Genomic DNA, 15,250 nt, shown 5'->3' with positions numbered 1-15,250 from the left:
GTTTTCTTGAATATACACATAATGCCCCCTTATTTTAGTTTTACGTGACTCTCTAATAAAATATGAATATTTATATTTTATTTGACTATTGTGCAGTTTTTTCTATGGAGAATTACATAATACATAAAAAAGGCAAGAAATAATTGCTCCTATTATCTCTTGCCTTTTTATCTATTTATTTTTTCATTATTAAATTATATTTACATGATCTTCATGTATCTACTTAATCAAGTCCATTAAAAAGGGGTGTACTTAAATATCTCTCTCCATAGCTTGGTATTATAACTACTATTTTCTTACCATTTCCTAATTCCTTTGACTTTTCAATGGCAGTATATACTGCTGCACCTGATGAAATACCTACAAGTATTCCTTCTTCAGTGGCAATCTTTCTTGCAGTTTCAAGAGCATCTTCGTCCTTAACTTTAAAAATCTCGTCAATTACATCAATATTTAAAATATCTGGAATAAAACCAGCTCCAATTCCTTGTATTTTATGGGGACCAGCCTTGTCTCCAGATAATACAGCAGAGCTTTCAGGTTCAATGGCAACGATTTTAACCTTATCCATTTGACTTTTTATCACTTCACCTATACCTGTTATTGTTCCCCCTGTACCAACACCGGCTATAAACATATCAAACTCATTATTCATTTGATCTAAAATTTCCAATGCAGTACTTTTTCTATGGGCTTCTGGATTTGCTTCATTTTTAAATTGTTGGGGCATAAAGTAATCAGGGTTTTCATTAACCATTTCTTCAGCCTTTTGAATAGCTCCCTTCATACCCTTTGCTCCATCTGTTAAAATAACCTCAGCTCCAAAGGCCTTTAAGAGCTTCCTTCTCTCAATACTCATAGTATCAGGCATGACCAAGACAACTTTATATCCCTTAGCTGCTCCAATCATAGCCAGCCCTATTCCTGTATTACCACTTGTCGGCTCAATTATGGTTCCGCCTTTTTTTAGTATCCCTTCATTTTCAGCAGCTTCTATCATAGCAAGGGCAATTCTGTCCTTTATACTACTTCCAGGATTATAAAACTCCAATTTCAGATAAATATCAGCTCCATTTTCTGGCTTTAGCTTATCTAATTTAACAATTGGGGTATTTCCTATTAATTCTACAATGTTATTTACAACCTTCATCATTAAAGCCTCCTTAATTCATACTATTCCTATATGTTTTTATGACTTTATTTTATGCTATATTAAATCTCATGTCAACAGCTATTTTATAAATCTGTGCTTATAAAGCTTCATCTTATATTTTTTTATAATGGTATACTATATTTATTTACTCAATAAATAGCCGCTGCTAGTTTTAAGTCAATCTTTTAAGTTTTATTATTATATACATCAAAAGAAATATTTATTACTTTATTAAATGTATTGCAATTTTTATGTATCTAAATTTAATTAACAGGTTAAATTAATAAAAAAATACTAATAAATTTACTTATAGAGGAAGAACTTTATGAAAAAGAATATGCTTAAAGTTGTATTTTTAGGATTACTTACTGGTTTAACTAATGGATTATTTGGCTCTGGTGGAGGAACTTTATTGATCCCTAGTATGATATTCTTGTTAAATATGGAAGATCATAAGGCCCATGCTACAGCCATTTCAATAATTCTACCATTAACTATTGTAAGTACATATATATATTTCAAATCTGGAATTGTATCTTATAATATTACATTTAGAGTTGTTTTAGGTGGAGTATTGGGAGGATATTTAGGTGCAAAACTACTTAACAGGGTTCCAAATTTCCTTTTAAGAAAAATATTCGCTATATTTATGATGATAGCAGCCTTTAGGATGGTGTTTTAAATGCTCTTTTCTATTATAGGATTTTTTTCGGGTATTATTAGCGGAATGGGAATTGGAGGAGGAACGATACTTATTCCTGCTCTAATATTATTCACCAATTTAAAACAGCAGCAAGCACAAAGTGTAAACCTCTTTACTTTTATCCCTATAGCTTTAGTCGCAGTTATAACACATATAAAAAATAAAAATATTGAGAAAAAGGTATGGATTCCTTTGACTTTAACAGGTATTATTGGCGCATATCTCGGTGCTAAGCTGGCAGTTAATCTCTCATCGAATTTATTAAGAAAAAGCTTTGGTATATTTCTATTTTTTATGGCTATATATCAGTTTTTTTATAAAGAAAAAAAGCCACATAAATAATGTGACTCAAATGTCCAAATACTATTGTCTATCCTAAAGCTACCAATACACAATCATAATATACAAATTTTAAATTTTTTGCTTCTGCTAAGTCAATAGTTTCTCCATCAAAGGTTCCTGGCTGAAACCATACATATTCTATTCCATTTTCTGCTATTTCTTCAACTATTGGCTTGCTTCTTTTAGGTGAAACTACCATGTCTACGCAATCGGGCTTAACTGGTAAATCTGAAATGCTCTTATACAGCTTTTCTCCATCAAGCTCTTCATACTTTGGGTTTATCCCGTAAACTTCGTATCCTCTCTCTTTAAGCTTTTTAAATATCTTATAGCCAAATTTTGATTCATCGGGAGTTGCTCCAACAACAGCCCAAACCTTTTTATTTAACATTTCTTCTTTTATCTTCTCTATATTATCCAATTTTTCTGCCTCCTTATTGAATATACTAAATTATTTAGCTATTTCCATTATACCCATATTAAAAATATATTATCAAGTAAATATACCCAGTTTAAAGTCGGAGATAATTAATCATAAACCAACCCCCTAAGGCATCTCAAAAACAAAAAATTTATTTATCAACGCAATCAGTTAAATTAACCATCTATAACCTTTCCATCATGAATTGTAAGGTAAACTTGGTCTTTTTCTTCTATTACAGCTTTTCCACTACTAATATCTGTAATTTTACTAATAAGTTTATCACTTTCATCGGGGCTACAATAAACATATATATTTACTTTATCATCATAAATAGTATCTTTAATAATATACTCCCCATTCATTAATTCATTTTGAATCTTACCATGCAAAGTGTAATCTATCCTTATTAGATATGAATTTCTTATAACCTTTTCAACTACCTTAGCCTCCTTTATTGCCAGTTTAGCAGCACTAGTATATGCTCTCACCAAACCGCCAGTCCCCAGCTTGATTCCACCGTAGTATCTAGTTACCACAACTACAATATTCTTTATTTCTTCTTTTTTAAGCATTTCTAATATTGGTACTCCAGCAGTCCCTGAGGGTTCACCATCATCACTATATCGCTGTATTTCATTATTCTGTCCAATTAAGTACACAGGTACGTTATGGGTTGCATTCCAATGCTGCTTTTTAATCTTTTCAATAAATTCAACTGCCTGTTTTTCGTTCGTTACAGGTTTTGCATATCCAATAAACTTAGATTTATTTATTATTTCTTCAGCTTCACCATATTGAAGCAATGTTTTGTAATCCTTGTCCATAATACCACCTACCAATCTAGTATTAGAATCTTTAACTTTCTCAAGTAATATTTCTCTTTAATTTATCAAATACTATATTAAAATAAGATAAGTACAGCTCTTTGTTAAATACGAAAAAATCTTAAAATTTCTAGGATAGGAACCATTACAATGAGTTGAATTAGTAATTATCGGAGGTAATTAACATGCATATTGTGTATCACTGTGCCACTGGATGTCATTCTTCATCAACAGCTGCTGCTATTCATTTAGGAATACTTCCTATAGAATATAAACCTAGTTATCATGATTTAATAAGTGTCCCCTTTTATGATGCATTAGAAAAAAAGGATCGAGGAAGACTAATTTATAGAGGAATCGATGATAAAGGCAATAGTATCTATACCCTTGGTAGAAAATATATATCTCATCTCATTTTACCAGTAATATTGGATACATGGAAAATATTTAATCAATCACCAAATAATCTTATATTGATTAATACACAACCATGTGTAAATGGCTTCATGAAATTTGGAGGTTATTTATCTAGAAACCTTAAATTGACTAAAATAGGAAGACCTATAGTTGCAAAGGGTACATTGTACTCTTATAAAAATATAGCTAACATAGTAAAGGATACAAAACGATTATTAAGTTAACTCATTGTTCTAGTTTCTATCGCAGGGGTTTTAATATTTCCTTTTCGTTCATGTAATAAACCTGTTTTTTTATATAGTTTCAAAGGGTAAAACAGGTTTATAAAAATCACTCAAATGAAATATTAAAACCCCCTAAGGTATTACAAAACCATAAAATTTTATTTATTAGCACAATAGTTTAAATTAATCTCATATTTATACTTTCAATAGATTTCAAGCATGCCCTTTTTACATAATCCTTCTCATTGCTTCTATCTATTATTTCATTAAGTATATGTAATGAACTTTTATTGCCTATATCTTTAAGTGCTTTAGCAGCATACTGTCTAACTTGAGGCTTATTATCCCTTAAAGCTCTATGTAAAATCGGCAGAGCTTTTTGGCTACCTATTTTTCCAAGGGCCGAACATACCATTCGCCTTATATTACCATTGTTATTTAAAGCATCCTTTGATAATAAACTTAATAAGCTAGTGTCCCTTAATTCTCCTATTAACCATATTAGGGTAGCTTTATCCTCCTGATTTTTTATGTCCCTATATTTCATTTTTATTTCTTTAGTTAATTCCTCAAGTTTTTCTTGTGACTCTTCGTTTATAAATTTAAAACGTTCATCCTTAGATAATTCCAATATATTATCTAATAAACTTTTTTTATGGTGATTTACCTTGATAGTTCTAAGCTTAATCTTTGCATCAATTATATCCTTTTCAACCCTTTCCTTGGAAATATTCCTGATTTTGCTTATTATTTCTATCGGTTTCCCTTCCTTATATAGCATATAGGTTATTATACAGTCATCAACTCTCTCTATATTATCCCATATCTTTTTTGAAGTACCCATGGTCTTTATCACCTTTTTACCTTTCTTATACTACCTTTTATATTAATCTAGCTCTAAAACCATGATTATTTACTATACCCTTTTGATTACCACTAAGCTTCAATTATATATTGCTTATATCTATTATAATTTGCTTCATTAAGTTCAACTTCTAAATATGTTCCATTTGCTTCATATTTAATGTTATATACCTTCGTATTTTCATGTAAATATGAATATATATCGCCTTTTTCATATGGAATAAGCATTTTACATTTTATCATATCCTTAAATAAATGTTCTTTTATTATTTGGGTTAGGTTCTCAATTCCATAACCTGTCAATGCTGAGATAAACACTGAATCCTTAGTTTTTGCTAAAGTATTCCTAATTCCATTATCACATTTATTAAAAGCATAAATCATTGGCTTATTTAACGCACCTAGGTCTTTTAAAACCTCATTGGTAACCTTAATCTGCATTTCAAAGTTTTCATTGCAAGAATCCACTACATGAATCAATAAATCGGACTCAACAACCTCCTCTAAGGTTGATTTAAAGGCATCTACAAGATGATGAGGTAATTTGCTGACAAATCCAACAGTATCTGTCAAAATAAATTCTTTCTTGTCATCTAAAACTATCTTTCTATGGAAGGTGTCTAGTGTAGCAAATAGCAAGTCCTCAGAATAAACCTTCTTACTTTCTGATTGTTCTAAGCTTAAATCTAGTAATTTATTCATAAGGGTAGATTTACCAGCATTTGTATATCCTACGAGGGAAACTACAGGTATCTGGAGTTTATTTCTTTTAGCTCTTTGAATATCCCTATTTTTTTTAACCTCTTCAATCTGTTTTTTTATATCACTTATTCTATCTAATATCCTTCTTCTATCCAGTTCAAGTTTTTGTTCACCTGGTCCCCTTGTTCCAATTCCCGCCCCAGTTCTTGATAATGACCTTCCTAAGCCAACTAATCTTGGAAGCCTGTATCTTAATTGAGCTATTTCTACTTGAAGCTTTGCTTCCTTTGTTTCTGCCCTTCTTGCAAAAATGTCCAATATTAAGGTTGTTCTATCAATAATAGCCACTTCAAGTATCCCTTCAAGATTCCTCATCTGGGAAGCTGACAATTCATCATTGAAAATAATTGTGTCAACATCATAGGCTGTACACATAATCTTTATTTCCTCAGCCTTTCCTTTACCTATAAAGTATGCAGGATCAATCTTTGCCTTATTTTGAATCACTATATCTACAACCTCAGCACCAGCAGCCCTAGTTAATTCTTTAAGTTCTTCCATTGATTCTTCAATAGGAATATCATCCCTTCTACCAGAATTTATTCCTACCAATATCGCTCTCTGTTTGATATCTTGAACAATTTCATTTCTATCATTAAATAACATATTTACATCATTCCATTCTTTTTTTATTACAGTACATATTATATCATGATTTGATTTAGTAATATTAAAAAGTCCTTTATTTAAGTAAAAACTTTTAAATATACTATTCTATAGGAACTTAAGTTATCAGGTTGGATATCCAAAGATTGTAAAAAAAGGATAGATAATATCTATCCTGTTATATCTTTTTCTTATAAGTTAGAATATAATATTTATCATCATATTCTCCTAAAAAGGTCTTTTATTCTCTATTCAAAGTGCAAATATTAAATTTAATTTGGTCAATATCTAACTTAGAATCTATTGCTATTTCATCTACTTTAACCTGGGTATTTAGAATATCTTTGATAAGAGATTCCATTTCTTTGCTTTTGTCTTTAAATAATAATTCTCTATTATAGTCCACTAATCTTAGATTTCCAGGATTTTCAAGTAAAGTATTTTCATATGTTGTCCTTGTTTCAAAAAATTGAATCGTAAGAATATCTCCTTGTATAAAGGCCTGAACGTTTTTGGGCCCTTTTCCAGTTGATAACTTAATGAATTTTGCCATAACAGTCTGTATTTTTGTTTCTAGCTCTTTTTTTATATTTTTGTCAAGTATAATAGAATTTATGATAGTATCTTTAGATTTAATCTTATAAAGCTTCAATGCTACTTTTTCCATAGTTTCAACTAATTCCTTTGTATCAATAGGCTTTACTATATATTTATCAATACCAATATCAATTGTGTGTACAATGGATTCTACATCAGATATAGCTGTTATGATAATTATTGGACATATATTATCTATATTTCGGATTTTCTTAGCCATCTCTATACCATCTATTTTGGGCATCCTTAAGTCTGTAATCACTATATCTGGATTATGCCTATTAAATTTTATAAGCCCTTCTTCTCCATCGGCAGCTAAATATAATTTGCCAACTCTTCGTTTAATAAAGCTGGCTAACTGCTCTCTAACAAATTCTTCATCCTCTACATACAATACTTTAAGATTATATAAAATGCTTTTATTCTTATCTGCCATCTTCATCAACTCCAATTCTAGGAACTATAATTGATACGCACAAACCATCATTTTGATTAGCAATATTTATATTTCCATGGAAATTTTTCTCTATAATGACCTTGGACATATGAAGTCCCAGTCCTGTACCTTTTCCTTTGCTTTTTGTAGTGAAATATGGCTTAAAAACATCATTGATAATTTTTTCATCTATGCCCTTACCATTATCTTGAATTTCAACAACCTGATATAATCCTTTAGCAAAAATTCTTATGTTTATTTTTCGCCTATTTAATCTATTTTTGATTAAAGCATCAATTGCATTTTGCACAATATTAAATATCACTTGTGAATATTGATTAGCATGACCGTAAATCATGCCATCTTCAATAACATCAATATTTAGCATGATTCCATTAAGTCTTAAATGTTCCTCTAGAAAATCAATTGTTGCCTCTACGTTTTCTTTTACTGAAAAAACTACTTCTTCGCTTTTAGGATTAAAAAAATATCTAAAATCATCAATAGTCTGAGACATACGATTGATAAGCCTATTAGATTTTTCAACTAATTCTTCTAAATATTCTTCAGTTAGCTCACCATATTTATAGGCGTCCTGAATATTGGAAAACATCAATCCCAACCCACTAATAGGCTGACGCCATTGATGAGCAATGTTCCCTATCATTTCGCCCATGGCAGCAAGTCTTGATTGATAAATCATCAACGCTTCCTTTCTTTTGTTTTCATCTACTTCTTTTTTAAACATTTCTTCCAATTTTATATTGATTTTTTCTAATTCTAAAGCAATACGGTTTTTATTCTCTATATCAGAATAAAATGTACTTTGTTTATTTGAAGCTTCATAAATATCAATGTCTTTTTCCCTCTGACCAACTGAAATCTCAGATGCAACTTGATTAATTATTTTTCTAAAACGTTCTTCACTTCTTTTCAAAGCCTCTTCTTGAATCTTTCTATTAGTTATATCTCTAGAAATCAGTATGAGTTTCAATTGATTTTCTAATTTGAATAGGTGTGCATTAATTTCCACAGGAATAGTTTCTCCTGAGCTAGTAACTAATGTATCTTCAAAAATCATTGATTGATTCTTCTTTAAACTCTCCACCATATGCTTAAACTTTTCAATGCTTGAATCCTTTGAAATATCTAAATATGACATATTCAAAAACGTTGATTTATCGTAACCTAGACTTTTACAAGCTTTTTTATTCACTTCTAAAAATTCAGTTGGTAAATTTTTGTTATCTAAGTTTAGGACGAAAATGCAATCACTTCCACTATTAAAAAGACGTTCATATTTTTCTTTATTTCGAATTAGCTCTTTTTCAAGACATTTCCTCTGCTCAATATCTTTTTCCAACTCTATATTTAATTCATTTACTTGTTTTAATAGGCTTGCTTCCTTTTCTAATATTCTCTTATCCTTTTTAATTTTATAAATATAAAGCATGCACGAGATAAAAATTAGTATAACAATAGTAACAAATGTAACCGTTTTATATGTCTGAGTTCTAATAAATTTTGTCATTTCTGCATAATCCATTGAAACAGTAACTATCCAAAATTGATCTCCTATCCTTGCAGGTGAATAGGCACTAAATTTTTTTACTCTTTTTTTGTTTTTATCGTGATACCATATAGAATGATAAATTCCAACCCCTGATTCTCCGTTCATCTGTTTCTGAACCAAAGCTTCCAGTTCTGACCAATCATAATCTGGAAATTCTTCCTTCCTAGCTTTTATTACATTCTTTCCGATATCTTCTTTTTTAGGATGCATTAATAATATTCCATGCTGATCCTTTACAGAAGCGTATCCTTTTCCAGTTCTAATTGGTTTTACAAATTGTTCATAAATTCTATCAAGCTTAACTTGAATACATAAAATTGCTTTAATTTTTGAATTGTAAAATACAGGCTCATATAATCGTATAAAAAATTGTCCATTATAAGGATAAACTTTACTAACAACTGATGTTTTCATTTTTAAGACTTTCTGTATATCACTTAAAATATAAGGATGGATTGATAAATCATTCTTAGGATATTGGTCTATAATATGTGAATCTAAATTTAATAATTGTATCCTATCAATATTATCCTCTTGAATAATATAATAATCTTCTAAACTATTGAACTGTGAATTCAACCCATCGGATGAGATATATTTTTTAAATTGTTCTTTGAATGATTGATTTTTGGTTATAATTTGAAGGTTTTCTCTATGGTAATCAAAATACTGTTCTAAGCTTCTTGATACTGATTTGGAGATAGTTAGTAATTGCTGCTGTTCTTTCGATATTATATAATCTCTAATATTCTTATAGTTTACATAAAAGGCAAGTATAATTATAGCTACACCTAATAAGGTTGCAAATATAAGTTTTACCAAATCTCTTAGATCATTTTTTTCTTCCATTTTCATACCACCTCTTAGTGATATTATATCATATTACTTTTTTGTACAGCATTTCCCCGATAATCTATTTGTTCTTTGAAATCTAATTTTATAACCATAAATATGGTTTGTAATAGGAAATAGGCATAAGCTTATATTCTGTGTAGTTAAACTCGTTCACAAGAATTTTAAACCTATGCCTTTGGTGTATTATTTTTCGACTAATTTGCACTTACAATATTCTTTTTTCCCTTTATCCTTTCTTTTACGAATGGATAAACTACTGAAACTATTGTTAGAATAAGTAAAACTATTGAAACCTTTGAACCAAAGAATATACTATAATCTCCATCCGAGATTGTTATAGCCTGTCTAAAGGATTGTTCCATGCTATTTCCTACGATTATTGCCAATATTAGTGGAGCTGTAGGAATTTTTGCTTTTGACATAAAGTAACCCATCACTCCAAAGATTACCAATAGATAAAAATCTATTACGCTGTTGCTGATTGCATATGTTCCAACAAAAGCAAGCCCCAACACTATCGGATATAAAATCTTTGGTGGAATTGCTAGAACTCTAACAAGGAGACCTGCAAGTGGAATGTTTACAATGGCTAAAATCATATTTCCTACAAACATACTTGCTATCAATCCCCAAGCTAGCTTGGGATGCTGTTGAAAGAGCATTGGTCCCGGTTGTAATCCTAGCATCAATAATGCTCCCATCATAACTGCTGTAGTACCAGACCCAGGCACTCCAAGGGTAAGCATTGGAATTAATGCTCCAACAGAAGCTGCATTATTTGCAGATTCCGGTGCTGCAAGACCTTCAATAGCTCCTTTCCCAAATTCTTCAGGATGCTTTGAAAGCTGTTTTTCGTTATTGTAAGCCATAAGTGATGCCATAGTTCCACCAGCCCCTGGAAGAGCTCCAATAAAAAATCCTAATGGTGCACTCCTCAGTATAGGCCACTTGCTTCTTTTCCACTCCTCTTTTGTAATCCATATCTTCCCAAATTTAGTTTGCATTTTCTTTTTGCCTTCTTTTATCATTTTAAAGCTTTTAAATACTTCTCCTAAGGCATATACTGCTATAATTACAACTAAAAAGTCTATTCCTGTTTGAAGCTCTAATATTCCAAATGTAAATCTAGATATTCCAGATTGTGCATCTATTCCCACAGTTGAAATCATTAGTCCTATAAGCATAGAAATAAACCCTTTTGTAAGGTTTCCCTTGGTCATAGAAGCAGTCGCAGATAATGCAAAAACCATAAGCATGAAATATTCTGCTGGTCCAAATTTCAGTGCAAATTTGGCTACTGGTTGAGCAACAAATACCATAACAATTGTAGATAGTATTCCTCCTATAAATGATGCTATTGCAGACATAGCTAGTGCCGATTCTGCTCTTCCTTGTTGTGCCATTGGATAACCATCAAAGGTTGCTGCTAAAGCTGCCCCGTCACCAGGGGTATTAATTAATATCGAACTTCTTGAACCGCCAAACATAGCACCATAATATACTCCGCACATCGTAATTAGTGCAGCTTCTGGTCCCATAGTAAAGGTCATGGGTAACAATACAGCTACTCCTGTAGCAGGTCCTAAACCTGGAAGCATTCCTACTATTGTTCCTAATATCCCACCTAAAGTTACCCACATTAGATTAATTGGCTGCAGAGCTACTGAAAATCCCTTTAATAGATAAGCTAATACATCCATTATGTCACCACCTAATAATTTAAATATTATAAAGATTGTTAAGGTTGACTTTTCTAAAACACATAACAGAAATTATATTTATCCACAATTTCAATAAATTTATAATTTCCTATGGGTTATAAGAAAGGCATTGCTGGTAATGTAACACCCAAAAATCTTGAAAATAAAAAGTATATTATTACGCTAAAGCATATAGAAACAATTGTGTTCGTTTTTATCTTTTCTTTTCCATTAAACAATAATAGTATGATTTCTAAAAATATAATTGTTGAAATAACATAGCCTAACCTATTGAAAATTAATCCATATAGAATACATGCTAAGCTTGTATAAGTAATCAGCTTAATATTTTCATTTTTATCCTTCTCTATATCCTTTTTCTTTAGACCTGTATTTTTTATTTCGCTAAATGATAAAATAAGTCCAAATAATATTAATAATATGCCAATTCCTATGGGAAAGATTTTTGGTGCTATAGGATTACCTATGGATGCTTTGGGCAGCATCAAGGCTTGAGTAGTATATATCAATCCTAAAACTGTCGCTAATATTCCTCCTAAAGCTGATAGATTCAAAGTCCTCACCTCTGTTTTACATTTTATAAAGGGACGCCATTTCTATAAATAGGCATCCCAATTTATAATTATTTCTTTAGCATACCAATTTCTGAAAGTATTTCTTCATATCCTTTATTAACTTCTTCTAAGAAAACTGTAAATTCATCGGCTTTTTGATATGCATTATCCCAACCATTTCTCTCACATGCTTTCTTCCATTCTGGTGTCTGTACCATTTTATCGATTGTTTCCGCCCAGAACTTAACTGCATATTCTGGCATTTCTGGCGGTCCAAAAAGTCCTCTCCAGTTAACAAAAGTACCATCTATTCCTTGCTCTTTACATGTTGGAATTTCAGCTAATACTCCAGTTCCCACTCTATGGTCAGCTGTTTGTGCCAATGCTCTCATATCTCCACTTTCTATAAGCCCTGTAACCTCGCTAAGTCCAGTTGAAAGCACGTCAATGTGGCCACCTAATAACTGGCTATTTACACCTTCTTGGAAGCTTATATAATCAATATCCTTTAAATTAGTTATCCCAGCTGCTTTAGCAATCATTAAAAACTGTATATGATCCATACTTCCTACAGAAGAAGCCCCACCAATTTTTACACTCTTTGGATCCTTTTTAAGGGCATCAATTACATCATTAATAGTTTTATACTTTGAGTCACTTCTGACAACAAAAACTGCATAATCTGCAATTAATCTAGCTAAAGGAGTAGTATCCTTGTAACTAAGCTCTGTAGTACCATTTAAATTTGTTAACAAAAGAGGTGAAGAGTAAACGGAAATAATATTATCACTTCCTTTTTTCTCCTGCATATAAGCAAGATTTACACTTCCCCCACCACCAGGTCTATTTGTAACTGGTGTTGGTACTGGAGATAGTTTTGTATCTTGTAATACCTTAGATACTGTACGAATAGTAAGATCCCATCCACCACCAGCTCCACCTGGGGCAATAAATTCCATTGCTTTTTTAGGATAGTTGTCATTTTCAGATGCTTTAGCAGTATTTCCGCTATTTGCATCCTTTGTTGAGCAGCCTGTTAGAATAGTCGTTCCTATCAAACTAACAGCTAATAATCCTGATAAAATCTTCTTTTTTAGTGACATTTAAATTCCTCCCTTAGTTTTTTATTTTTGAAATATATTTGGGCAGTATTATGGATATATTGAAGCATTTCTTCAACACTATGAGTTCTGTTTCTTGAACATACCCAAACATATTCATCACATAAGAAACATTTTCTTTGATTCTTTCCTACTATTTCACGCCCAATATTTTTCCCAGATGAATCAAAGACGTCAAAATCATATATTCTACCTAAACCATCTTTTTCTTCAATTTCAATACAAAGAATTTTTATCTTTTCTGCTTGTGCATCTACTATTATGAAAGCCTCTGGACCAGTATCTCTAAAAATAGCCCTTTCAAATACAATGTTTATGCTATCTTTCTTTAATACATTTTTAAGTTGGGTTAAACCATTATTGAATATCCTTCTAAAAAGCTGACTATCCTTTTGGGGTCCTGGTATATTTAATTTAAAAGTTATTAAGGTCTTTTTGTATTCTTTAACTAGCTTTTTCTGATAGATAGTACGCCTTTCTCTATTTAGTAAGATAATATTAATGTTTTCATTGGTATTCATAAAGTAATCAGTCCCTACTTTATTTGCCTTATGACATCAATAATGCTTCCATCACGATACTCAACTACACCAACAACTTTATCAGTATATTCGATTGGCTTTGGCTTACCAGCTATTTTTAGTGCCATATCCCTTAATTCTTCAATCGTAACAATAGGCAATCCCTTATTTTTAAGATTTTCCATTAAATCTTTTCGCTTTGGATTAATTGCTATTCCTCTGTCTGTTACTAAAACATCTACTGTTTCACCTGGAGTTACAACTGTATTAACATTGTCTACTACAGTTGGAATCCTCCCTCTTATGAGGGGAGCAACTATTATTGACATCTTTGAACCTGCTGCTGTGTCGGAGTGCCCTCCAGATGCACCTCGAATAACTCCATCTGATCCAGTTATTACGTTGACATTGAAGCTGGTATCTATTTCTAAGGCACTCAGTATAACTACATCTAACTTATTTACAAAACTCCCTTTATTATGTGGATTTGCATACATAGATGCGTCTATTTCATGATGATTAGGATTTTGGAATATTGACTCACATGATACTAAGTCAAAGGTTTGTGTATCAAACAAATGCTCTATAAGTCCTTCTTCATAAAGTTCAACCATTGGTTTTGTTATTCCACCTAATGCAAATTTTGCTTTGATGCCCCTATCTTTCATTATCTCCTTTAGGAATCTGGTAACCGCCAAAGATGAACCTCCAGAACCAGTTTGAAATGAAAATCCTTCTTTAAAATATCCTGAATTTACTATGACTTTGCTGGCATATTTTGCAATTAAAAGTTCTTTGGGATTTTTTGTATATCTAGTTGCACCTGAAGCTATTCCATTTGGGTCACCAATTGAATCTACCACAACAACATAATCTACATCAGTCTGAGAAATGCTTGCAGGAAAATTAGGGTAGCAAACTAAATCATCGGTAATAAGAACGACTGTATCTGCATACTTAGCATCTACTTTGGCATATCCTAAAGAGCCACATATTGTTTTAGCTCCTTTACCGCTGGCATTACCATATTCATCACAGCTAGGAACCCCTAGAAATGCTACATCTATATGTATTTCTCCTGCTTCTATAGCCCTTGCTCTACCCCCATGGGAACGAATAATTATCGGTTTTTCCATTATTCCTTTTGAAATTTCTTCAGCCAATTTTCCTCTTACTCCACTAGTATATATTCCTGAAATTACTCCGCTTTTTACATGCTCTACCAATGTTTCATGGACAGTAGTTAAAGAACTCGGAGCAATGGTTATATCCTTTATTCCCATTTCAGCAATCTTATCCATTACCATATTTATTATGTAATCACCGTTTCTAAAGTGATGATGAAAGGAAATTGTCATTCCATCCTTTAGACCTGCTTTTTTTATAGCTTCTTCTAAGCTATTTACAACTTTTTTATCACCTGGCTTTACTTGCCTTAGCTTAGGAGAGGCTTTTCTCCCAACAGGCTCTTTTATAAAGGGGGAACAGTAGCACTTAAACTTATCATATCCTACAATCTTCTCAGGAATTTCTCTTCCAATTGAATTTTTCAT

General features: G+C 31.4%; 15 protein-coding genes. 3 read left to right on the top strand and 12 right to left on the bottom strand.

The features are described 5' to 3' along the window. Positions 1 to 223 precede the first annotated feature (223 nt). Positions 224 to 1,153: a cysteine synthase A gene (cysK, locus tag BUB36_RS10290; protein ID WP_073149645.1), complete on the bottom strand. Its 930-nt coding sequence runs from the start codon at positions 1,151 to 1,153 to the stop codon at positions 224 to 226. A gap of 325 nt (positions 1,154 to 1,478) precedes the next feature. On the opposite strand from cysK, the gene BUB36_RS10285 reads away from it, so the two are divergent. Beyond that, the gene (locus BUB36_RS10285; protein WP_073149643.1) at positions 1,479 to 1,835 is read left to right on the top strand and encodes a sulfite exporter TauE/SafE family protein; all 357 of its coding nucleotides are present in this window, start codon (positions 1,479 to 1,481) and stop codon (positions 1,833 to 1,835) included. Next, positions 1,836 to 2,198, top strand: coding sequence for a sulfite exporter TauE/SafE family protein (locus tag BUB36_RS10280; RefSeq protein WP_073149641.1), 363 nt, complete (start codon positions 1,836 to 1,838; stop codon positions 2,196 to 2,198). Between the two features lie 28 nt (positions 2,199 to 2,226). Here the strand turns inward: BUB36_RS10280 and BUB36_RS10275 are convergent, their stop codons facing one another. After that, positions 2,227 to 2,619, bottom strand: coding sequence for a CoA-binding protein (locus BUB36_RS10275; protein ID WP_242655764.1), 393 nt, complete (start codon positions 2,617 to 2,619; stop codon positions 2,227 to 2,229). Between the two features lie 176 nt (positions 2,620 to 2,795). Further along, positions 2,796 to 3,446 carry a YigZ family protein gene (locus BUB36_RS10270; RefSeq protein WP_073149639.1) on the bottom strand — a complete coding sequence of 217 codons (651 nt, stop codon included), beginning with the start codon at positions 3,444 to 3,446 and terminating at the stop codon, positions 2,796 to 2,798. A 185-nt stretch (positions 3,447 to 3,631) separates the two neighbouring features. Between BUB36_RS10270 and BUB36_RS10265 the strand changes: the two genes are divergently transcribed. Further along, positions 3,632 to 4,087, top strand: coding sequence for a DUF3189 family protein (locus BUB36_RS10265; protein WP_073149637.1), 456 nt, complete (start codon positions 3,632 to 3,634; stop codon positions 4,085 to 4,087). Between the two features lie 178 nt (positions 4,088 to 4,265). On the opposite strand, the gene BUB36_RS10260 is transcribed toward BUB36_RS10265, so the two are convergent. The 9 genes from BUB36_RS10260 to citF form a co-directional block, all read right to left on the bottom strand. Continuing rightward, positions 4,266 to 4,931 carry a HEAT repeat domain-containing protein gene (locus BUB36_RS10260; RefSeq protein ID WP_073149635.1) on the bottom strand — a complete coding sequence of 222 codons (666 nt, stop codon included), beginning with the start codon at positions 4,929 to 4,931 and terminating at the stop codon, positions 4,266 to 4,268. A gap of 92 nt (positions 4,932 to 5,023) precedes the next feature. Next, positions 5,024 to 6,319 (bottom strand): GTPase HflX, encoded by a 1,296-nt coding sequence (gene hflX, locus BUB36_RS10255; RefSeq protein ID WP_073149633.1) that lies wholly within the window; start codon positions 6,317 to 6,319, stop codon positions 5,024 to 5,026. Positions 6,320 to 6,560: 241 nt separating this feature from the next. Continuing rightward, entirely contained in the window at positions 6,561 to 7,352 is a 792-nt protein-coding gene (locus BUB36_RS10250; protein ID WP_073149631.1) for a Na-translocating system protein MpsC family protein, read from the bottom strand. After that, positions 7,342 to 9,774: an ATP-binding protein gene (locus BUB36_RS10245; RefSeq protein WP_073149629.1), complete on the bottom strand. Its 2,433-nt coding sequence runs from the start codon at positions 9,772 to 9,774 to the stop codon at positions 7,342 to 7,344. Before BUB36_RS10245 ends, BUB36_RS10250 begins: the two co-directional genes overlap by 11 nt. Positions 9,775 to 9,974: 200 nt before the next feature. Then, complete coding sequence (locus tag BUB36_RS10240; RefSeq protein ID WP_073149627.1) at positions 9,975 to 11,480, bottom strand: tripartite tricarboxylate transporter permease; 1,506 nt, start codon at positions 11,478 to 11,480, stop codon at positions 9,975 to 9,977. Positions 11,481 to 11,596: 116 nt separating this feature from the next. Beyond that, positions 11,597 to 12,064 (bottom strand): tripartite tricarboxylate transporter TctB family protein, encoded by a 468-nt coding sequence (locus BUB36_RS10235; protein WP_165613069.1) that lies wholly within the window; start codon positions 12,062 to 12,064, stop codon positions 11,597 to 11,599. A gap of 59 nt (positions 12,065 to 12,123) precedes the next feature. Further along, a complete protein-coding gene (locus BUB36_RS10230; protein WP_073149623.1) occupies positions 12,124 to 13,158 on the bottom strand; it encodes a Bug family tripartite tricarboxylate transporter substrate binding protein in 1,035 nt (344 codons plus the stop codon). Next, positions 13,149 to 13,697, bottom strand: coding sequence for a citrate lyase holo-[acyl-carrier protein] synthase (gene citX, locus BUB36_RS10225; protein WP_073149621.1), 549 nt, complete (start codon positions 13,695 to 13,697; stop codon positions 13,149 to 13,151). The genes BUB36_RS10230 and citX overlap by 10 nt, the downstream gene beginning before the upstream one ends. A gap of 14 nt (positions 13,698 to 13,711) precedes the next feature. After that, entirely contained in the window at positions 13,712 to 15,250 is a 1,539-nt protein-coding gene (citF, locus tag BUB36_RS10220; RefSeq protein ID WP_073149620.1) for a citrate lyase subunit alpha, read from the bottom strand.

It is taken from the genome of Paramaledivibacter caminithermalis DSM 15212 (assembly GCF_900142245.1).
GTDB lineage: Bacteria > Bacillota > Clostridia > Peptostreptococcales > Caminicellaceae > Paramaledivibacter > Paramaledivibacter caminithermalis.
The sequence above is the reverse complement of the archived record's forward strand: the minus strand, read 5'-3'. Positions and strand labels throughout refer to the sequence as shown.